Origin of the sequence: Rhodoferax sp. (genome assembly GCF_028688795.1) — a bacterium.
In the GTDB taxonomy this organism is placed as follows: Bacteria; Pseudomonadota; Gammaproteobacteria; order Burkholderiales; family Burkholderiaceae_C; genus Rhodoferax.
This window is the reverse complement of sequence record NZ_JAQTXM010000002.1, coordinates 1-20,946: the sequence shown is the minus strand read 5'-3', so window position 1 is coordinate 20,946 and position 20,946 is coordinate 1. Positions and strand designations below refer to the sequence as shown.

The window sequence follows — 20,946 nt, the reverse complement described above, 5'->3', positions numbered from 1 at the left end:
TTCGCCTTGCTGCTGTCTGGTCAAGCCGTACACCTGCACCGAGTTGCTACGCAACGTGCGTGGGGATTAGCGGTCTGACTCGCCCCGTGGCAGCTTGAACACAGCCAGCGCATTGGTCAGCCGCTCAGTCTGATCGGCCAGATTTCCCGCGGCTGCGGCCGCTTCTTCAACCAAGGCCGCGTTTTGCTGGGTCACGGTGTCCATCAGGCCCACCGCTTGGTTGACTTGGGCAATGCCCAGGCTTTGCTCGCGTGTGGCTGCGGTCATTTCCATCATGATCAGGTTCACCCGTGCGGTGGCGTCAATTACCTCTTGCATGGTGTTGCCTGCCTGCGCTGTTAGCGCTGTGCCGGCTGCCACTTGCTGCATGGAGTTGCCGATCAGGGTCTTGATTTCTTTGGCTGCTGAGGCACTGCGTCCGGCCAGGTTGCGCACCTCCGCGGCCACCACGGCAAAGCCGCGACCTTGCTCGCCCGCGCGGGCGGCTTCCACGGCAGCGTTGAGCGCCAGGATGTTGGTCTGGAACGCAATGCCGTCGATCAACCCAATGATGTCGACAATTTTGTGCGAGGCCACATTGATGTCGTTCATGGTGCTGACAGCCTGCCCCACGATGTCCCCACTTTTGTTGGCTGCTTCCGAGGCCTGGGCACCCAGTGCGTTGGCTTGCGCCGCATTGTTGGCGCTTTGCTGCACTGTGCCGGTGATTTGCTCCATGCTGGCGGCGGTTTCTTCCAGGCTGGAGGCTTGGGACTCGGTGCGGTTGGACAGGTCCATATTGCCGCTGGCAATCTCGTGGGTGGCCATGCGAATCGACTCAAAATTGCTGCGCACATCGCCAATGATGCTGCACAAGTTGACATTCATCTGGCGCAACGCGTTTTGCAACTGGCCGACTTCGTCTTGTCCTGCCGCGGTCATTTGCTGCGTCAAATCGCCTCCGGCCAGAATCCGTGCCGAATGGGTTACCTGGCGCAAGGGGGTAAGCACCTGGCGCTGTACGCTGACCCCGGCAAACAGCGTGGCCAGCAGCCCCACTGCGGCGGCGGCCAGCGGCCAGGCTGCTGCACCGGACAACAGCGAGTTGATGCCCAGCAGCACAAAGGCCAGCAGCACCAGCGCAAAGCTCATCCGCAACCAAGTCACTAGGCCCACGCTTTTCAGCTGACCCAACAGACCGGGGTGCACCACCCCCCCGTTTTCAATGCGCAGTTTGCGCGGGTTTCCCTGGCGGATTTCCTTGTAAGCTGCATCCGCTTGCTTCACTTGGTCGCGACTGGGCTTGGTGCGCACCGACATGAAGCCTACGGGCTGGCCACCCTCGTAGACCGGGGTCACGTTGGCTAGCACCCAATAAAAGTCGCCAGCATAAGTGCGGTTTTTGACCATGCCGGTCCACGGGCGGCCAGCCTTGATGGTGGCCCACAGGTCGGCAAAGGCCTCTGCTGGCATGTCGGGGTGGCGCAAGATGTTTTGTGGTGCACCAAGGAGTTCATGTGTCGGGTAGCCGCTGATTTCCACGAAATATGGGTTGGCGTAGGTGATGTTGCCCTGCAGGTCCGTGGTGGAAACGATGGAAAACTTGTCGCTTAAAACGACTTCTGCATGGGTGACAGGTAAATTGGTACGCATGAAACCCTTTTTTAAGTAAATATCATTAATTTATTTGTTTCTAATATTGTGTATGCAAATTCGCATCACTTGTAGTATTTTTATCGGGTATAAGGTTTCGGTTTCAATTTCTTGGTCACGGCCTCAGTGCGACTCTTACCGCTACAGCGACAGCGTGAACAGGCTTGCACCTGATTTCCTGCAAAATGCCTTGATCGGCCCCGCCAGGCCAATTCAGGAAGCCGCTTTTATGTCTCGCACCACCCAACAACTCTTCAACCTCACCGGCAAAACCGCGCTGGTTACCGGTGGCTCACGCGGGCTGGGCTTGCAAATGGCGCATGCGTTGGGCGAGGCGGGCGCGCGTGTCATGCTGGCAGCGCACAAGGCGGACGAACTCGAAATTGCCTGCGCTGAGCTGCAAGACGCGGGCATTGACGCCCGCTGGGTGGCCGCAGATTGCGCCGTTGAGCAAGACCTGCAGCGTCTCGTCACCGAGACGCTGCACCGCATGGGCGACATTGACATTCTGGTCAACAACGCCGGTGCCACTTGGGGGGCGCCTGCGCAAGAGCACCCCATAGAAGCCTGGGACAAGGTGATGGCCCTGAACGTGCGTGGCTACTTTGTGCTCAGCCAGCTGGTGGGCAAACACAGCATGATCGGACGCAAAGGTGGCAGCGCCGGGCGCATCATCAACGTGGCATCCATTGCCGGGCTGGGCGGCAACCCGGTCGGGCTCAATACGCTGGCGTACAACACCAGCAAGGGCGCGGTGATCAACTTCACCCGCGCGTTGGCTTGCGAATGGGGCCCCTACGGCATCAATGTGAATGCGATTTGCCCGGGCTTTTTTCCCAGCAAGATGACTGCCGGCACACTGGCGGCGCTGGGTGAAGAACGCTTGGCAGCGGCTGCCCCGTTGCGCCGTTTGGGCGACGATGAAGACCTCAAGGGCATCACGCTGTTGTTTGCCAGCGACGCCGGCAAACACATCACCGGCCAGTGGCTGGCGGTGGATGGTGGCGTGAGCGCCGTGGTGGGGGCTTGAGCATGACCACCACCCACAACATCACCTTGCCGACCACCGACTTTGGCAAAACCAACCCCTTCATTGCACACCTGGGCTTTGTGCTCACAAAGTTTGACAACGGCCAGTCTGAGTTGCACTACACCGCCAAGCCCGAGCACCTTAATTCATACAGCGTGACCCATGGCGGCGCGGTAATGACGCTGCTGGATGTGACCATGGCCATGGCCGCGCGCGCCGACCACGCTGATCTTGGCGTGGTCACCATCGAGATGAAAACCAGCTTCATGCGCCCCTCGCACGGCCCGTTGATTGCGCGTGGCAAACTGCTGCACCGCACCGCCACGCTGGCCTTCACCGAGGCCACCGTGTTTGACGAGCATGGCAAGGCCTGCGCGCACGCCACCGGCACGTTCAAGTACATCCGCCGTTTGCCTGTTGGGCCCAAAAGCAGCCACCCGTTGAATGGGTCTGTGGACGATGCTGTGGGGTCGATCTCAATCGACCAGGCCGATTGAATTTGCCGCTGCGATACACCGCGTAGCTTTTTTTAAGTTAAATAAGCCTCCAGCCCTTGTAAATAATGCGTAAGTAGCTACTTTATTTATAGTAAAAATTTGCCAACACATGGAGACGCCAAGATGCCTTTGAATGCCCAAATCCTGCTTGACAACCGCCCGGTGGGCGAAGCGGTGGCCAGCAATTTCAAACTGGTCAGCAACGAAACGCCAGCCTTGCAAGACGGCCAGGTGCTGGTGCGCCATCATTTCCTGAGCCTTGACCCTTACATGCGCGGCCGCATGAACGACAGCAAGAGCTACACGGCAGCCCAACCCTTGCACGAGGTCATGGGCGGTGGCACGGTGGGTGACATCATCGAATCCAGACACCCCAAATTCGCCGTGGGCGACCAGGTGGTTGGCATGGGCGGCTGGCAGCAATACAGCGTGGTGAGCGCCAATGAGCCGGGCGCGTTGCGTAAGGTTGACACCACGCACATTCCCCTGGGCGCCTACCTCGGCGCAGTGGGTATGCCGGGTGTGACGGCCTGGTATGGGCTGGTCAACATCATCGCGCCGAAAGCCGGCGAAACCATGGTGGTGAGTGCCGCCACCGGTGCCGTGGGCAGCGCCTTTGCGGCTTTGAGCCGGGCACGCGGCTGCCGCACAGTGGGCATAGCTGGCGGGCCAGACAAATGCAAATACGCGGTTGATGAACTGGGCTTTGATGCCTGCATTGACTACAAGCTGCACAAAGACGCGGCATCGCTTTCCAAAGCGCTTAAAGCGGCGTGCCCGAATGGCATTGACGGCTACTTTGAAAACGTGGGCGGCATGGTGCTGGACGCGGTGCTTTCGCGCATGAACGCCTTTGGCCGCATCGCGGTGTGCGGCATGATTGCCGGCTACAACGGCGCGCCGCTGCCTCTGGCCAACCCGGCGCTGATCTTGATCAGCCGCCTGAAAGTGCAGGGCTTCATCGTTAGCGAACACATGGAGGTTTGGCCCGAGGCCTTGAAAGAACTCGGCACGCTGGTCGCCACCGGCAAGCTGCGCCCCCGCGAGTCGGTAGCGATTGGCTTGGCGGGGGCGCCCGAGGCGTTTTTGGGCTTGCTCAAGGGCAAGAACTTTGGCAAGCAGTTGGTTAAATTGATTTGAAACAGGAGACAAGCACATGACTTTCAAACTCTGGTCGATTGGCCGCCATCCCGCGCAAGAAGCGGTGCCGGTGTGGCGCCTGATGTCGTTTGACGACCTGCGCGTGCTTGAGCTTTATGAGGTGTTGCGCCTGCGCAGCGAGGTGTTTGTGGTGGAGCAGCAATGCGTCTACCAGGACATGGATGGGTTCGACGGCCAAGCCATGCATTTGCTGGGTGTGCAGGGCGGCGAGCTACAGGCCTACGCGCGCTGTTTTGCGCCTGGCGTCAAATTTGCCGAAGCCACCATCGGCCGGGTGCTGGTGCGCAAGAGCGCGCGCGCCACGGGCCTTGGCCACACCCTGATGGAGCAGGCGATTCTGGCCACCGGACAAGTTTGGGGGCCGCAGGCCATACGCATTGGTGCCCAGGCGCATCTGGCCGGGTTTTATGCCCGGCACGGTTTCAAGGACGTGGGCAAACCCTTCGTTGAAGACGGTATTGCGCACCTTGAAATGCTGCGTGAGGCCTGAAAATCGCCATGCTGGCTGGTGCCCGCCTCAAGGTGGCATGGTGCGCGGGGCGTTGACGCTGGGCAGCAAAACGTCAAAACGCGTGCCTGTGGCGTCACACTTGAAGCTCAGGTGGCCGCCCAGGGCTTCAATTAGGCGGTTGATTTCTGCCAGGTTTGGTGCAGCGGCATCACTGCTGTTGGCACTGCTTGTCGGGGGCTCATGCAGCTGGGCTGCCATGGCTTGCGCTGAGCTGGTCGTCGTGTCTGACACACTCAGGGCGACGAATTTTGCGCCGTGCCGGTAAGCCAATGCCCCCGTGCTAACCGTCAGTTCGCCACTTTTTGGCATGCGTTCAAAGGCATGGCGAATCAGCAACAGCGCTACCAGCTGCACCATCTCAAAAGAGCCACGCACCAAGGGAGCCTGATTTGCCAACTGGCTATGGAGCTTGATGTTGTCTGGCAGCAAGCGGCTGACTTTGAGTTTTTGCAGCAGTGCGCTCACGGCGCTACAGGGGTCGCTGGCGCCCAACGGGCTGGCGGCCTTGTTCAGGGCCAGTGCCAGCTTCATTAGCCCCAGCCGCTGCTCCTGTCTTGAGATCACCGACAGGGTCTCGGAGCTCATGGTGGCCTGGCGACGACGCGCCAGCGCCAAACCCGCATAGATGCCAAAGGCCTGCAGCAGCGGTGTTTGGCTGCGCATGTGGCGGCTCAACTCCGCTGGCACGGCAGCGGCCAGCAGGCCCAGGCAATTGCGCGCCGAGATCAGCGGAATCAGCACCAGCTCATCTGCCGCCAGAACGTTGAGCAGCGCGATGGCGCAGCGGCTGTTGCGCCCGGTAAACACCACTTTACGGGTGGCAACGCAGCTGGCAAAAATAGCGTCGTTTGCCACGTCGTAGGTCAGTTGCGCGGCGGCTTGGTGGTGTGCGTTCATGGAAGCCGGCACCAGTTGCTGCTGGTTGCTGCGCAACAGCATGACCACCACGTCTTCCAACTGCAGCAAGGCGCTGGCATGCTGGCGCAGCTGCGTCAGGGCGTCGTTATTGCTGCCCTGTGCAATCAGGGTCATGGCCATTTCATTGAGCACGCTGCGGTCAAAAAGCTCTTGGACCAATTGCGTCTGCAAGGCATCCGCTGGCGGGCTTGAGGCGGCGGGCGCAAGCGCCGCCGAGGGCTGATCTGACTCAGAAATGTCAATGCCCAGGTCGCGCGCCATTTGCTCAAGCTGACCGGCGGCGCGCTCAGTCACAGCCAACAAGTCAGCCGCCGGTAACCCCTGGTCGGAGGTGAAATCCTTGAAGGCGTCAGATGCGGTGGCGGTGTCAGCTGCGTCAGGCACCTTGCCATGGGCCATCTGCAGTGCCGCCAGGCGGTGCGCCAAATGCACCAATTGGGTCAAAGGCTGCGCCCCTGAGAGGCTTGCGCTGTCGTCGTGGTGGTGCAGCACGCTCGCAATGAGCGGCTCGCTCAAATGCCAGCGGCCCAGCAGCCAGGCGCCTGCCGCCGCGTGGGCCAGTCCGAAGGCTTGATGCTCTTGGGCGCACAAGGCGTCGTCGTCCGCCACCAAAAACAGCGGCTGTGCCTGCTGCGGCGCGGCCACCAGCAGCGCCAGCCGGCCAATGTCGTGCAGCAAACCAGCTAGGTAGGCTTCTTCTGCCAAGGGGTAGTCGAGCCGTGCTGCCAGCTCGCGGGACAGCAGGGCCACGCCCAGGCTGTGTTTCCAGAAAGCGCGCAGATCAACACCGCCGGAGGGCGTGAAGCCGTTAAAGGTCTGGGTCACCATGACGCTGAGCGCCAGCACTTTGATCAGTGCCGTGCCCAGCCGGCTGGAGGCTTGCAGCAGCGTCAGCGCCTGGGCATCTGCCGCGTGGTAGGCGGCGCTGTGGGCCACCAGCAGCACTTTGGCCGACAGGGCAGGGTCGCTGGCAATCAGCTCAACCAGTGCCCGGATGTCAACGTCTTCCTCCTGGCACAGGCGAAGCAGCTTGAGCAAGGTTTGCGGTGGGCTGGGCAGACGGGCCGCCAGCAGGCGGCTGCGAATGTCCATGGCGGTGTCGGTGTTCACAGGTGACTTTGAGTTTTCGGCAGGGGTTTTCTGGCGATTACATGTGTTGTCGGCTATTTTGGGGCGGGGCTGAGGCCTTGTCTTGGCGCAATTGGGCCAGAATCGTAAGCAATTGTTAATCAGGGCCTGTGGCACACTCGCGGCCTTCTATGTTTTGAGTCGCTTGACGCCCGCGGGATATGCAAAAAATCATCAGTCAAATTGCCCATGAAATCAGGGTCAAAGAGCAACAAGTACAGGCCGCCGTCGACCTGCTGGACGGTGGCGCCACGGTGCCCTTCATTGCGCGCTACCGCAAAGAGGTGACCGGTGGTCTGGATGACATTCAACTGCGCGAACTTGAAGCGCGCCTGAGCTACCTGCGTGAGCTGCGCGACCGCCTAGCCACCGTCACCAAAGCCATTGACGAGCAAGGCAAGCTCACCCCCCAGCTGCTGGCCGCGCTGCACGCGTGCGCCACCAAACAAGAGCTGGAAGACCTTTACCTGCCGTTTAAGTTGAAACGCCGCACCAAAGGCCAGCTGGCCCGCGAAGCCGGCTTGGAGCCACTGGCCGACGCGCTGTTTGCAAACCCTGCATTAGTGCCGGCCGATGAGGCCCAAAGCTACCTGATTCCGTTCACCGAAGCGGCGCCTGGCGAAGACAAAAAGCCAGATTTTTCAACCGTGCAAGCGGTGTTGGATGGCGTGCGCGATTTGCTCAGTGAACGCTGGGCCGAAACCCCCACGCTGGTGCAAGACCTGCGCGAATGGCTGTGGGCCGAGGGCCTGCTGCAAAGCAAACTGATGGACGGCAAGAACGAAAACGACCCCGATGTCGCCAAGTTCCGTGATTATTTTGACTACGATGAGCCGATTCACCGAGTGCCGTCGCACCGGGCGCTGGCGGTGTTTCGCGGGCGTAGCCTGGAGATTCTGGATGCCAAGCTTGTGCTTCCAGAGCTAAATCAGCCTCTAGCTCATGTAGAGCAAGCGCAAGCAGCTACAAAATCTAGAGCGGCACCGGCAGTGTCGCTGGCCGAAGGCCGCATTGCCCTCAAGCTGGGCTGGCACCACCAAAGCCGCCCGGCCGACGATTTGATTCGCAAATGCGTCGCCTGGACCTGGCGCGTCAAGCTGAGTTTGTCGACCGAGCGCGACCTGTTCACCCGCCTGCGTGAAGACGCCGAAAAAGTCGCCATCAAGGTGTTTGCTGACAACCTGCGTGATTTGCTGCTGGCCGCCCCCGCTGGCCCGCGTGTGGTGCTGGGCCTGGACCCCGGCATTCGCACCGGTGTGAAGGTGGCGGTGGTGGACGCCACCGGCAAGCTGGTCGACACCAGCACGGTGTACCCGCACGAGCCCCGCAAAGACTGGGATGGCTCGTTGCATATTTTGTCCAAACTGTGCGAAAAACACGGCGTGAACCTGATCGCCATTGGCAACGGCACCGCCAGCCGCGAGACCGACAAACTCGCTGCTGATTTGATAAAAATTATGGCTAAAAAGGCTGAAACCCATGCGGTACAAGCGCAAGTAGCTATTGAAAAAGTAGTGGTCTCAGAAGCTGGTGCGTCCGTCTATTCAGCAAGCGAGTTCGCCAGCCAAGAAATGCCCGACGTCGACGTGAGCCTGCGCGGTGCCGCCAGCATTGCGCGGCGCTTGCAAGACCCGCTGGCTGAGCTGGTCAAGATCGACCCCAAAAGCATTGGCGTGGGCCAGTACCAGCACGACGTGAACCAGAGCGAGCTGGCCAAAACGCTTGAAGCCGTGGTGGAAGACTGCGTGAATTCTGTGGGCGTTGACCTGAACATGGCCAGCGTGCCGCTCTTGAGCCGTGTTTCAGGCCTGAGTGGCAGCGTGGCCAAGGCCGTGGTGCGCTGGCGCGAGGCCAATGGCGCCTTTGGCAGCCGGCAAGATTTGCTCAAAGTCACCGGGCTAGGCCCCAAAGCGTTTGAGCAAAGTGCCGGCTTTTTGCGCATTCGCGGCGGCAGCAACCCGCTGGACATGACGGGTGTGCACCCTGAAACCTACCCGGTGGTCGAGCAAATCATGGCCAAGACCGGCCAGCCCGTTGCCGCGCTCATGGGCCGCGCCGACATGCTCAAAACCCTGCGCCCCGAGTTGTTTGCCAACGACAAGTTTGGCGTGATCACTGTCAAGGACATTCTGGGTGAGCTGGAGAAACCCGGCCGTGACCCTCGCCCTGACTTCAAGGTGGCGCGCTTCAATGATGGCGTCGAAGACATTCGCGACCTGAAAGAGGGCATGGTGCTGGAGGGCACGGTGAGCAATGTGGCTGCCTTTGGCGCCTTCATCGACCTCGGCGTGCACCAGGACGGCTTGGTGCATGTGAGTCAGCTCAGCCACAAGTTTGTGACCGACGCGCGTGAAGTGGTCAAAACCGGCGACATCGTGAAGGTGCAGGTGGTGGAGGTGGATGTGGCGCGCAAACGCATTGCACTCACCATGAAGCTGGGTGCAGCCCCGGCGCGCAGTGCTGGCGACAACCGTTTTCAGAGTGCCAACCCGCAGCAACGTGGCCGCTCTGGTGGCCCGGGCTATGGCAGTGGTGCAGGGCAGGGCGCAGCATCAGGCAGCCATGCGCCACAATCCAACGCTATGTCATCTGCATTTGCCAAACTCAAAGGCCTTGGGAACTAGCCGCCATGGAACTGGCTGCCCTGTTGACCCAGCGTTTTGTCATGCCCAGCGTGCCCCGCGTGGTGGCGCTGCTGCTGACCGAGCTGGGTGCAACGCAGCCCGATTTGCGCCGCATTGACCAGCTGCTGTGCACCGACCCGGCCCTGGGCTTGCGCCTGTTGCAAGCCGCCAACGCCCCCTTTTTCAAGCTGCCTGGGCAAATTCACAGCGTGGCCGAGGCGCTTGCCGTGCTGCGGCTGGGCCAAGTGCAGTCCATGGTCAGCCAGGCGGCGGCCCAAGCCTCGTTCAAGACAGTGCCGGGTTTGCCGCTGGCCAAATTCTGGGCCTGCAGTGTGGATGCGGCCCGCATGGCGCGTTCGCTGGCGGGGCTGTTGCGACTCAACCAGCAAGCGGCTTACACCCTGGGTTTGATTCATGCCATGGGCGAGCTGACCATGCGCGCGGTGATGCCACAGGTGGTGGCGCTGGATGCCCAGTGCGGGCCGCTGGAACTCAAGCGCGCGCGGGCCGAGCGCCAGATTTTTGGCTTTTGCTACACCCAGGTCAGTGCCGGTTTGAGCGCGCAATGGCATTTGCCGCAGGTCATCACGGATGCCCTGAATTTTGCGCATGCCCCGTTTGACAACGACGCCTATGAGCCGCTGGCTGGCGTGCTGCATTTGGCCATCTGGCGTGCCCGCGCCCGCCAGGCTGGCTTGCCACCGAATGCGCTGGCGGTGACTTTTCCGTCGCTGGTGGGGGAGGTGCTGGGCCTTGACATTGACATGGTGCTGCAACAAGACCCGCTGGACTGGACCCGTCAAGTGCCCGGCCAGACCTTTGCTGACCTGGCCGCCAGATAGCCTGCCAATCCGTCACCTGATGCCATCAACGCAATGACATCTGGCCATGCGATGCGCCCAGGCACCCTGACGCCGGTGTTGCTGGGGGTGTTGCTGGGGTCGATGGTGCAAATTGGCCAGGCTGAGTTGTCGTCGGGCTCAATTTATATGCTATTTGTGGCTCTAGCCCTTATGGGTATTGCGCTAGCAGCTATTAAAAGAATATCGCGTCCCCTTCGCTTTGGTGCACTTGTCATGGCCTTTGCTGTGCTGGCCTTCGGGTTGACTGGCCTGCGTGCCAGTGTTTTCATGGGGCAAGCACTGGCGCCGGCGCTGGAGGGGCGCGACATCGCCATCAGTGGTGTGGTGGCCGCCATGCCGCAGCGCAATGAAAGCGGGCTGCGCTTTCGTTTTGATGTGGACACCGTGCTGCTGGACTCCCAAGCGGTGCGCTTGCCCAAGCGGCTTGAACTGGCCTGGTACAGCGGCGTGTTTGCCCGGGGCGACGGCCCGGGGGAGTTGCTGGGTGAGCTGCAGCGTGCGCCCGCAGCGCTGCAGGCCGGGGACCGCTGGCAATTCACGGTGCGCCTGAAAGCACCGCATGGCGCGATTAACCCGCACGGGTTTGACTACGAGTTGTGGCAGTGGGAGCAGGGCGTGCAAGCTACCGGCTATGTGCGCGCCGGCGTCAAAGACCCTGTGCCCGAGCACTTGGGAAGCAGTTGGCAGCACCCGGTGGAATGGGCTCGCGGCCAGTTGCGAGAGCGCATTTTTGAGCATGTCACTGAGCCAAAAGCTGCTGGCCTGATCGCTGCACTCGTGGTGGGCGACCAAGCCGCCATCGACCGCGCCGACTGGGATATCTTCAGGGCCACCGGCGTGGCCCACCTCATGAGTATTTCAGGCCTGCACGTGACCATGTTTGCCTGGCTGGCTGTGGCATGGGTGGGCTGGTTGTGGCGCCGCTCAAGCTGGCTGTGCCTGCGGGTGAGTGCCCCCAGCGCCGCCTTGGGCGGTGGTATTTTGCTGGCCGCAGCCTATGCCTTGTTCAGCGGCTGGGGCGTGCCGGCGCAGCGCACGGTGTTGATGTTGGCCGCCGTGGGGGCCTTACGTTTGCTCGGCCAGCGCTGGCCATGGCCGCAGGTCTGGCTGCTGGCCTGTGCCGTGGTGGTACTGGCGGACCCCTGGGCGCTGCTGCAAGCCGGGTTCTGGCTGAGCTTTGTTGCGGTGGGTGTCTTGTTTGCTACAGACTCAGAAGCTGCTCGCGCAAACAGTGCGGGGGCTAGAGGTCGATTTGTTGCAATATGGCGGGAGCAATGGGTGATCACGCTGTCGCTGACACCTTTGACGCTGCTGCTGTTTGGCCAGGTTTCGCTGGTTGGTTTGCTGGCCAATGCCGTGGCGATTCCGTGGGTAACCTTGGCTGTAACGCCGCTGGCCATGTTGGGCGCTGTGTGGCCCGCGTTGTGGGGCGTGGCGGCTTGGGCCATTGATGTGTTGGGTGGTCTTTTGGCTTGGCTGGCGGCTTGGCCGTGGGCCACCGTGTCGACAGCACAAGCGCCCGTGTGGGCCGGTGTGGCTGGGGTGTTGGGTGGTGTGTTGCTGGCCCTGCCTTGGCCTTGGCGCTGGCGTTTGATGGGTGTCCCGCTGCTGCTGCCGGTGTTGTTGTGGCAAGCACCGCGGCCGCCCTTGGGCCAATTTGAGTTGCTGGCAGCCGACATTGGCCAGGGCAACGCCGTGCTGCTGCGTACCGCAAACCACACGCTGCTGTATGACGCCGGCCCGCGTTTCAGCCGTGAAAGTGATGCCGGCTACCGCGTGCTGGTGCCGCTGTTGCGTGCGCTGGATGTGCCGCTTGACATACTGGTGCTGAGCCACCGCGACAGCGACCACTCCGGTGGTGCGCAAGCCGTGCTGATGATGCAGCCCCAAGCCACGCTGCTGAGTTCAATTGAGCTGGAGCATTCGCTGCAAAGCCTGCGACCAGCACAACGCTGCCAATTGGGGCAGCGCTGGCGTTGGGACGGCGTGACGTTTGAGGTGTTGCACCCACAAGCCTCTGATTACGACGACAAGCGCAAGACCAACGCCATGAGCTGCACCCTGCGCATCAGCAATGGCACACAAACGGTGCTGCTGGCAGGGGATATCGAGCAGGCGCAAGAGGCGCAGTTGGTGGCGCGGGCAGCGGCAGGGGCTGCGGTTGGCGCTGGTGCAGACACGGCTGATGCTGGCAAAGGTGCGGACTCAGGCTCAGGCTTGAGCAATGCTGGGCTTTTGCGTGCTGATGTGTTGCTGATGCCGCACCATGGCAGCAAGACTTCCAGCAGCGCGGTGTTTCTGGACGCGGTGCAACCCCGCTTTGCGCTGGTGCAAGCCGGTTACAGAAACCGCTTTGGGCATCCGGCTAGCCCTGTTTTGGTGCGTTATGCCGAGCGCCACATCACGGTGATTGATTCGCCCCGTTGTGGTGCGGCTGGCTGGCAATCGTGGCGGCCAGACAGCATGCGATGTCAGCGGGAACTGGATCGGCGGTATTGGCATCACCTGGTGCCTTGAAGTCTGGGTCCAGGGTCAGGGTTCCGGGGCAGACTTCCTAAGTCAAGCTTCCAAATTCAAACAATCGGCCCCCACCCTATCCAAGCCCTTTCCTGTCCGGTGGGTGGGCGAAATGGATTGGGGGATAGGGGGGGTGACAGCAAGAATACAAGGCCGCGAAAGAACTGATGGATTTTCGCTGGGGTTAGCGCAAGGTATTGCGTAATAAGCTTGACGCACCCTCGTGACACCCACTGTTACGCGTCAAACATGGCCCAAAGCTTGCTATGCTGTATTCAGGAGTAAAAAATGATGCAGAAATTCGACGAGATGTACACCAAGTTGCCCTACGAGTTCTTTACTCACGGGGCGCAAATTCGGGACCATTACAAAATTTACGACGAATGGCTGGCGCGCCAGCCCGGCAACATGATGGCCAAGCGCCGTGAAGAAGCCGAAATGATCTTTCGCCGCGTCGGCATCACCTTTGCGGTGTACGGCGAAAAGGACGAAGATGGCGCCGGCACTGAGCGCCTGATTCCGTTCGACTTGATCCCCCGCATCATCCCGGCCAACGAGTGGCGCAGCATGGAGCTTGGGCTGACACAACGTGTCACCGCCCTGAACCGCTTTCTGCATGACATCTACCACGACCAGGAAATTCTCAAGGCGGGCTTGATTCCGCGCGAGCAGATCGAGCAAAACGCCCAGTTCCGCCCACAAATGATGGGCATTGACCTGCCCAACAACGTGTATTCACAAATCTCTGGCATTGACATCGTGCGCGCTCCGGATGCCAAGGGCAACGGCGAGTACTACGTGCTGGAAGACAACCTGCGTGTACCTTCCGGAGTGAGTTACATGCTGGAAGACCGCAAGATGATGATGCGGCTGTTCCCCGACCTTTTTTCAGCCCACCGCGTCGCGCCCATTGCGCATTACCCCGACTTGTTGCTTGAAACTCTGCGCCAAAGCAGTCCGGCCACCACCGCCGAGCCAACCGTGGTGGTGCTGACACCCGGCATGTACAACAGCGCTTACTTTGAGCACGCCTTTCTGGCCCAGCAAATGGGCGTTGAATTGGTCGAAGGGCAAGACCTGTTTGTCAAGGACAACTTCTGCTACATGCGTACCACGCGCGGCCCGCAGCGGGTGGATGTGATCTACCGCCGGGTGGATGACGACTTTTTGGACCCCAAGGTGTTTCGCCCTGGCTCCACACTGGGCTGCGCCGGGCTGCTTGATGTGTACAAGGCGGGTCACATCAACATTTGCAACGGTGTCGGCACCGGTGTGGCAGACGACAAGTCGATCTACCCCTACGTGCCCAAAATGATCGAGTTTTATCTGGGTGAAAAACCCATTTTGAACAACGTGCCGACCTACATGTGCCGCAACAAGGACGAGTTGTCTTACGTCATTGCCAACATGAAAGACCTGGTGGTCAAAGAGGTGCATGGCGCTGGCGGCTACGGCATGCTGGTGGGGCCAGCTGCCACCAAAGCCGAGGTCGAAGACTTTAAGAAAGCCGTGCTGGCCAACCCGAGTGGCTACATTGCACAGCCCACCTTGAGCCTGTCAAGCTGCCCCACGTTTGTGGAAAGCGGCATTGCCCCGCGCCACATCGACCTGCGCCCGTATGTGTTGTCAGGCAAGACTGTGCAAATGGTGCCGGGCGGCCTGACCCGCGTCGCGCTGAAAGAGGGCTCACTTGTCGTCAACTCGTCACAGGGTGGCGGTACAAAAGACACCTGGATTCTGGAAGACGATGCCGCAGCCGTGGCGCGAGTCGAACTGGCCGCAGCGGCAGAAGCGGCCGCCGCCGAAGAGGCTGATCGGATTGAGCCTGCTGCACCCAAGGCGCAGTCACAGACGCAGTCATAGCCAGTCACAGGCCCAGTCAAAAAAATTCCGGAGAACCTTATGCTTTCAAGAACCGCCGATCACCTCTTCTGGATGAGTCGCTACACCGAGCGTGCCGAAAACACCGCACGTCTGCTGGATGTCAATTACCAAAGCTCGCTGCTGCCCCAGTCCGAGGCGCTGGCGCGCGCTGGCTGGCAAGGCTTGCTGTCCATCAGTGAGTTGCTGCCCCTTTACAAAGAAAAGCACGACGATATTCAGGCCAAAGAAGTGATGGACTTCATGGTCAAAGACGAAGAAAACCCGTCCAGCATCGTCTCTTGCCTGAGCGCTGCCCGTGAAAACGCCCGTGCTGTGCGCGGTACCCTCACCACCGAGGTTTGGGAAACCCAAAACCAGACCTGGCTTGAAGTCAAGCGCATGATCAAGCAGGGCGACTTTGAGGCTGATCCGTCGCAGTTTTTTGAATGGGTCAAGTTCCGCTCGCACCTCTCGCGCGGTGTCACCGTGGGCACCATGCTGATGGACGAGTCGCTTTACTTCATGCGCTTGGGCACTTTTCTGGAGCGTGCTGACAACACCGCCCGCCTGGTGGATGTGAAGTTTCATGCGGTAGACAAAGACTTTTACGGCACCGCCAACGGTAAGGAACAAGAGTACGACTTCTACCACTGGAGCGCGATTTTGCGCAGCGTCAGCGGCTTTGAGGTGTACCGCAAGGTTTACCGCGATGTGATTCGGCCCGAGCGCGTGGCCGAGTTGCTGATTCTTCGCCCCGACATGCCGCGCAGCCTGCACGCCAGCCTGAACGAAGTGGTGGGTAATTTGAAGATGATCGCCAACGACCAGTCAGGCGAGACCCAGCGCCGCGCCGGCAAGCTGCGCGCCGAGCTGCAATATGGCCGCATCGATGAGATTTTGGCAACAGGTTTGCATGCCTACCTGACGCAGTTTCTGGACCGCGTGAACGATTTGGGTGCCCACATCAGCCGAGACTTTTTGGTGCCCGTGCCGGTTTAAGTTCGCGCGATATCGGCAAGTCTGGCAACCAAGCGGATGAAATTTTTCGGTCCTCTTGTATCCTGGCTTGGTGGTTTGAGTGTGAGCCGCAAGCTCACGCTGATTTATCTGCTGGATTTGACCACTGTCATCTTCATTTCAGGTATTTTGATCCACGAAAAATACCTCGCCATAGACTTCACCCGCAAGGAAATTGTTGGCACCGCTTACAGCGACAGCGTGCGCGACATGCTGCTGCCCAGCCTGATTGACTGGCCGCATCCGGTTGAACAAACCCGGCTGGCTTTGGCCAGGTTTGACAGCCAACGCGAGGCCCATGATGCCGACCTGAAGACGGCTGAGGCGTCTGCCGGTCTGCTGCGGTCTTGGCAACGGTTTGCTGATTCGAACGCAGTGACGGTGGCTGGTCGCAGCCAGCTCATCAGCGACGCGCGCAGCCTGTTGACAACAGTGGCCAACCAGTCCAATCTGATTCTTGACCCTGATCTGGACAGTTATTACTGCATGTCTTTGGTGGCGCTGCGCTTTCCGGAGCTGCTTGAAGTCATCGATGAGACTGCGGCTGCCATGCACGGTGCGCACGGCAAACCAGTAGATGCGGGTTTACAGGCCACCAGTCTGCTGATCTTGGCGGGCCGCTTGGATGCCATCCGCCAAGGCATCAGCGCAGATTACCTGCAGGCCTACACCGCAGGCGCTCCCGCACTGCGGGCAAGCCTGAGCGCGAATGAAAATGTGCTGACGGTGCGCTTGAACGACATGTTGAAGCTGGTCCGCGACGCTGCACAGCAACATGCCGGGGCGGATGCTGCGGCTTTTGATACCCAGCATCGCCAAAGCCTGCAGGCATTGGCCAATGCGTGGGGCCAGACCTCGCAGGCGCTTGACATGCTCCTGAAGGCGCGGGCAGATGGCTTGTTTGCACGCATGTGGCTGCATTTGGGCACGGCGCTTTTGCTGCTGCTGGCCATTTTGGGACTGGTGTACGTTGTGGCCCGCCAGATTTCCCGGCCGCTCAAGCAGCTTGCAAGTGTTGCCGAAAAAGTGCGCCAGAGCAGCAACTACGCCTTACGCGCACGCTGGAGCAGCCAGGATGAAATTGGCCACTTGGTCACGGCATTCAATGGCATGCTGGGCCAGTTGGACCATGACCGGGTGGTGCAGCAAGAACTGGCTGCCAGTGCTCGCGCGGCGCAAGCGCAAACCGAGCTGGTAGAAGCCATGCCGATTGCCATGGTGGTCACCTCCATCCCCGACCACCAGGTGTTGCACGCCAATGAGCCGGCCAAACCCTGGCTGGCCGGGTGCACGGTCGACCCCTGGGTGCGCGGTCTGGAGCCAGGTGTGCGTGCGCGATTTTTTCAGCACCTGGCAGACCATGACCGGGTGGACGAGTTCGAGGTGCGTTGGCTGCGCGGCGCCGAGCCGTCCTGGGCGGTGTTGTCGGCTCGGCGCATCCGGTTTCAGGGGGTTGACGCGGTGCTGACCAGTTTCACGCCCATCAATGTGCTCAAGCTCATGGAGCAGCGCTTGCAGTTGTGGGCCAAGGTGTTTGAGGCCTCCAGCGAGGGCATCATCATCATGGACGCCCAGCAAAAGATCCTCAGCGTTAACCAGGCGTTTTGCAAGGCCACCTCGTATGATTTTTATGAGGTGCTTGGCGAGCAGCTGTCAAGTCTGCTGGCTGGCTCGCCCGAGGTCAGCGGATCTGCCATCGGACAAGAGATTGCCGCGGCCATCCAGCGGCGCAATGAATGGCAGGGTGAGGTGCGGCTGACCACACGCAGCGGCCATACCTATCCGGCCCTGTTGATGATTTCAGCGGTGCGAGACGCCGCACGGCAAGAAACCGTGTCGCACTACATTGGCATTTGCATCGACATCACGGACCGTAAAAAAGCCGAAGACCGGGTGCAGTTCCTGGCCCACCATGATGTGTTAACCGAGTTGCCCAACCGCTCCTTGTGCATCGATACGCTGGATGCCGCCCTGGCTCAGGCACGCCGCACCGGCGAATGCATTGCGGTGCTGTTCATTGACCTGGACCGCTTCAAGCTCATCAATGACACGCTGGGGCACCACATAGGCGACGGGTTGTTGCGCTCAGTGGCCAAACGATTGCAGCAGGCCGTGCGCAGTGGTGACTTTGTCAGCCGTTTGGGCGGCGATGAATTTGTGGTGATTCTGCGCGGCCTCAAAGATGCCGCGCAGGCCCATCAGCATGCCGAGCAGCGCATCATCCCGCTGATTCGCCAGGCCCATCAGGTGCAGGGCCATGCGCTCAATGTGTCGTGCAGCGTGGGCGTGGCCACTTACCCACAAGACGGCGCTGACCGCGACGAACTGATGCGCCGCGCTGATTCCGCCATGTACACCGCCAAGGCCACCGGACGTGACGCTGCCTGCCTGTTTGACCCATCTATTGACCAGGCACTGCAACAACGTCAAACGCTGGAGCGGAACCTCAAGCTGGCATTGGAACGCCAGGAATTCTCGCTGCACTACCAGCCCAAGATAGACGCCAAAACCCGCCAGATGGTCGGTGTGGAGGCCTTGCTGCGCTGGCACAGCCCGGAGCTGGGGCAGGTGTCGCCCGCGCAATTTATACCGGTGGCAGAAGAAACAGGGCTCATTAAACCGATTGGCACCTGGGTGCTGCAGCAGGCGTGTGCGCAGTGGGCGGCCTGGCGCGATGCGGGTTTGGGTCACTGGGCCATGGCCATCAACTTGTCGGCCCTGCAGTTGGCCGACCCCGGCTTGCTGGACTTGATGCACACCTGCATTGAGCAAAACGGCTGTGACCCAGGCAAATTGGAGTTCGAAATCACCGAATCGCACCTGATGCAAAACTCAAGTTCGGCAGCGGGCACGCTTGCGGCCATCAAAGCCCTTGGGGTTCAACTGTCGATTGACGACTTTGGCACCGGCTATTCCAGCTTGGCCTACTTGAAGCGCTTTCCCATTGACAAGCTCAAGATCGACCAATCTTTTGTGCGCGACATGCTTGATGACCCGGCCGATTTGGCCATTGTTCGCGCCACCATTGCCCTCGCGCATGAGCTGGGCTTGCAGCTGGTGGCTGAGGGGGTAGAGACGCTGGCCCAGGCCGAGCAATTGACCACACTGGGTTGTGAGGAGCTGCAAGGGTACTTTTTTGCGCGGCCGCTGGACCCGGTGGCGCTGGTAGCCTGGGCTGGCCAGCAACGCTTGCTGGAGGCCCCAAGCTTGTACTGATAATAGGGTGCAGGAGACCCATGCATGAAAGCCCAAGCCATCAACCGTGAACTTGACTACGCCCGCGACGCCGGTCCGGTCAAGCACATCGTCATTCCACCCTGCCCACAACTGCTGGTGCAGCTGCAAACCGAGCTGAGTCAGGCCGACCCCGATCCGCAAGTGGTGGCCGCCATTGCCGGCAGCGACGTGGCCATGACAGCCGCCTTGATTCGCATTGCCAACAGCCCCGTCTATGCACGCCGCGAGCCGGTGAGTTCTGTCGCACAAGCCATCTCGATGCTGGGCATGAAACCCACTGCAACTTTGCTCACCGGCTTTTTGCTGCGCAACACGATCCACATCGACCCCACGCTGATCGAGCATTTTTGGGAGTCATCCACCAGGCGTAGCCTGGCCATGGCGCACATCGCCCGGCAAATGTATGGCGTCGACGTGGAAGTGGCCCGAACCTGTGGCCTGTTTTTTCATGTCGGCATTCCGGTGATGCTGCAAGGATTGCGTGGCTACAGCGGGACGCTGGTCGAAGCCATGGCCCGGCAAGACCGAAGCTTCATTCAAACTGAAAACGCCGCCCACCGCACCGACCACGCCGTTGTGGGCGCCATCGTGGCCCGCACCTGGCGACTGCCCCAGGTGATATCACATGCGGTGCGGCTACACCATGATTTTGCGGTGTTGAGCGACACCGGCGTCGAGCTAGACGTGCGCAACCTGGTGGCCATCGCCGCCATTGCCGACCACCTGGTGGCCAACCATGAAGGCCTGGAGATTCAGCGCGAGTGGCAGCGCCACGGGGCCGACTGCCTGGCCTTTTTGCAAGTGGGCGAGGCCGAAGTAGAGGCCTGGGTGGACGCGCTTTACCCGGCGTTTGAGGGCGTGGTGGTGGCGTGAGCCAGGCGGGCGTTAAGCACTTCAATCAGGGTAGTCACCCTGCGGATGATCTGAATTAAATCGCTCGGACCAGTAGTTGGGTTCACGGTGCAAATGCGCAATGCCGACAACCACTATGTCATCACCAACTTGAGCATAAATCACGCCGTAGGGGAATCGCTTCAAGCGACAACGGCGAGTGTTTGCGCTGAGGGGATGCCAAGCGCTGGGAAATTGCCGAATCAATTCAAAGGCGTGAACTACCTCACCCAAAAAACGATCGCCCAAGCCACCCGATTGAGTTTCATACCACTGAAAAGCATCGTCTAACTCTGCCTGCGCGTCAGGTATCAGGCTGAAGTTCATGACACGCGGTATTTGGCCATTACCTCAGACAGCGGTACGGCCTTTGCTTGTCCCGCCTTGTAAGCCGCAAGCCGACTTTCTGCCTCGTTGGCCCATAAGGCATCAAGAGATTTGTCGGGCGCGTCCAAGCCCTGCAAGATATCTTCGACCAAGGCAATGCGGTCCAACGCTGGTAGCTGGGCTATTTGTCGCTGAAGTGCTTGTGTGTTTGACATGGTGGCTCCTGGCTGAATGGTCACTTTACTTGTTCATCGTTAATTTTGCACTAAGCTTTTGCTTTTGCTTATCGGCGGGCAGCAGGCTGGTGAGTTTTTGGTACAGCTCAAACAGGAAGGCGACGCGCTCGGCGTCGCTCTTGTAGACCTTTTTGCCGCCACTGGCCTCATAGGCCTTGTCGACGTCGGCGTCGAGTTTTTGATGCGCTTTGAGCAACTCGGGTGGCATGGTGAGCGGGTCGTACAAGTCCGCCAGCGTTGCAGCTTGTTTGCCTGCGGCGTCGGTGGCCTGGAATTTGGCGCGCACGTCGAGCACGGCTTGTGCTGCGGTTTCTATAGCTGCTTGCGCTTGATTTACTTGGTCTATAGGCTGATTTTGCTTAAAGTCTGTAACTACTCAGCTTAACGAGCAAAGCTGGGCTGAATTATCTGGCGGTTAAACACGCTGACCAAACAGTCAAACAGATTGTTTTTCTGCTTGGTCATGGTTGCCAAGTAGGAGCGGATGGTAAAGA

16 protein-coding genes are annotated in these 20,946 nt (G+C 60.2%); 11 read left to right on the top strand and 5 right to left on the bottom strand.

All coding sequences use genetic code 11. The features are described from left to right. Positions 1-66: 66 nt before the first annotated feature. On the bottom strand, positions 67-1,632 hold the full coding sequence (locus PHQ58_RS01700) for a PAS domain-containing methyl-accepting chemotaxis protein (protein WP_300106112.1): 1,566 nt from the start codon (positions 1,630-1,632) through the stop codon (positions 67-69). Positions 1,633-1,861: 229 nt separating this feature from the next. Here PHQ58_RS01700 and PHQ58_RS01695 point away from each other — a divergent pair, with 229 nt between their 5' ends. The 4 genes from PHQ58_RS01695 to PHQ58_RS01680 all read left to right on the top strand — a co-directional run bounded on the left by PHQ58_RS01695 (position 1,862) and on the right by PHQ58_RS01680 (position 4,810). Beyond that, on the top strand, positions 1,862-2,662 hold the full coding sequence (locus PHQ58_RS01695) for an SDR family oxidoreductase (RefSeq protein ID WP_300106110.1): 801 nt from the start codon (positions 1,862-1,864) through the stop codon (positions 2,660-2,662). A gap of 2 nt (positions 2,663-2,664) precedes the next feature. Next, the gene (locus PHQ58_RS01690) at positions 2,665-3,159 is read left to right on the top strand and encodes a PaaI family thioesterase (RefSeq protein ID WP_300106108.1); all 495 of its coding nucleotides are present in this window, start codon (positions 2,665-2,667) and stop codon (positions 3,157-3,159) included. Between the two features lie 123 nt (positions 3,160-3,282). After that, complete coding sequence (locus PHQ58_RS01685; protein ID WP_300106106.1) at positions 3,283-4,299, top strand: NADP-dependent oxidoreductase; 1,017 nt, start codon at positions 3,283-3,285, stop codon at positions 4,297-4,299. A 16-nt stretch (positions 4,300-4,315) separates the two neighbouring features. Continuing rightward, complete coding sequence (locus PHQ58_RS01680; RefSeq protein WP_300106104.1) at positions 4,316-4,810, top strand: GNAT family N-acetyltransferase; 495 nt, start codon at positions 4,316-4,318, stop codon at positions 4,808-4,810. A gap of 27 nt (positions 4,811-4,837) precedes the next feature. Here the strand turns inward: PHQ58_RS01680 and PHQ58_RS01675 are convergent, their stop codons facing one another. Next, positions 4,838-6,859 carry an HDOD domain-containing protein gene (locus PHQ58_RS01675; protein ID WP_300106102.1) on the bottom strand — a complete coding sequence of 674 codons (2,022 nt, stop codon included), beginning with the start codon at positions 6,857-6,859 and terminating at the stop codon, positions 4,838-4,840. Between the two features lie 179 nt (positions 6,860-7,038). Here PHQ58_RS01675 and PHQ58_RS01670 point away from each other — a divergent pair, with 179 nt between their 5' ends. The 7 genes from PHQ58_RS01670 to PHQ58_RS01640 all read left to right on the top strand — a co-directional run bounded on the left by PHQ58_RS01670 (position 7,039) and on the right by PHQ58_RS01640 (position 19,871). Continuing rightward, entirely contained in the window at positions 7,039-9,501 is a 2,463-nt protein-coding gene (locus PHQ58_RS01670; protein ID WP_300106100.1) for a Tex family protein, read from the top strand. A 5-nt stretch (positions 9,502-9,506) separates the two neighbouring features. After that, the gene (locus PHQ58_RS01665) at positions 9,507-10,343 is read left to right on the top strand and encodes an HDOD domain-containing protein (RefSeq protein ID WP_300106099.1); all 837 of its coding nucleotides are present in this window, start codon (positions 9,507-9,509) and stop codon (positions 10,341-10,343) included. Positions 10,344-10,376: 33 nt separating this feature from the next. Next, positions 10,377-12,881 carry a DNA internalization-related competence protein ComEC/Rec2 gene (locus PHQ58_RS01660; RefSeq protein ID WP_300106097.1) on the top strand — a complete coding sequence of 835 codons (2,505 nt, stop codon included), beginning with the start codon at positions 10,377-10,379 and terminating at the stop codon, positions 12,879-12,881. Between the two features lie 291 nt (positions 12,882-13,172). Beyond that, positions 13,173-14,744, top strand: a complete 1,572-nt coding sequence (locus tag PHQ58_RS01655) for a circularly permuted type 2 ATP-grasp protein (protein ID WP_300106679.1) — start codon at positions 13,173-13,175, stop codon at positions 14,742-14,744. A gap of 39 nt (positions 14,745-14,783) precedes the next feature. Beyond that, on the top strand, positions 14,784-15,743 hold the full coding sequence (locus PHQ58_RS01650) for an alpha-E domain-containing protein (protein WP_300106095.1): 960 nt from the start codon (positions 14,784-14,786) through the stop codon (positions 15,741-15,743). Positions 15,744-15,779: 36 nt separating this feature from the next. Then, positions 15,780-18,977 carry an EAL domain-containing protein gene (locus tag PHQ58_RS01645; RefSeq protein ID WP_300106093.1) on the top strand — a complete coding sequence of 1,066 codons (3,198 nt, stop codon included), beginning with the start codon at positions 15,780-15,782 and terminating at the stop codon, positions 18,975-18,977. Between the two features lie 24 nt (positions 18,978-19,001). Then, complete coding sequence (locus tag PHQ58_RS01640) at positions 19,002-19,871, top strand: HDOD domain-containing protein (protein WP_300106091.1); 870 nt, start codon at positions 19,002-19,004, stop codon at positions 19,869-19,871. Between the two features lie 21 nt (positions 19,872-19,892). Here the strand turns inward: PHQ58_RS01640 and PHQ58_RS01635 are convergent, their stop codons facing one another. Genes PHQ58_RS01635 through PHQ58_RS01625 form a run of 3 tightly spaced genes read right to left on the bottom strand, consistent with a single transcriptional unit; the run spans position 19,893 to position 20,768 of the window. Further along, complete coding sequence (locus PHQ58_RS01635; RefSeq protein ID WP_300106089.1) at positions 19,893-20,216, bottom strand: type II toxin-antitoxin system RelE/ParE family toxin; 324 nt, start codon at positions 20,214-20,216, stop codon at positions 19,893-19,895. Next, entirely contained in the window at positions 20,213-20,431 is a 219-nt protein-coding gene (locus tag PHQ58_RS01630; RefSeq protein ID WP_300106088.1) for an addiction module protein, read from the bottom strand. The genes PHQ58_RS01635 and PHQ58_RS01630 overlap by 4 nt, the downstream gene beginning before the upstream one ends. A 25-nt stretch (positions 20,432-20,456) precedes the next feature. Then, on the bottom strand, positions 20,457-20,768 hold the full coding sequence (locus PHQ58_RS01625) for a type IIL restriction-modification enzyme MmeI (RefSeq protein ID WP_367187265.1): 312 nt from the start codon (positions 20,766-20,768) through the stop codon (positions 20,457-20,459). Positions 20,769-20,946: the final 178 nt, after the last annotated feature.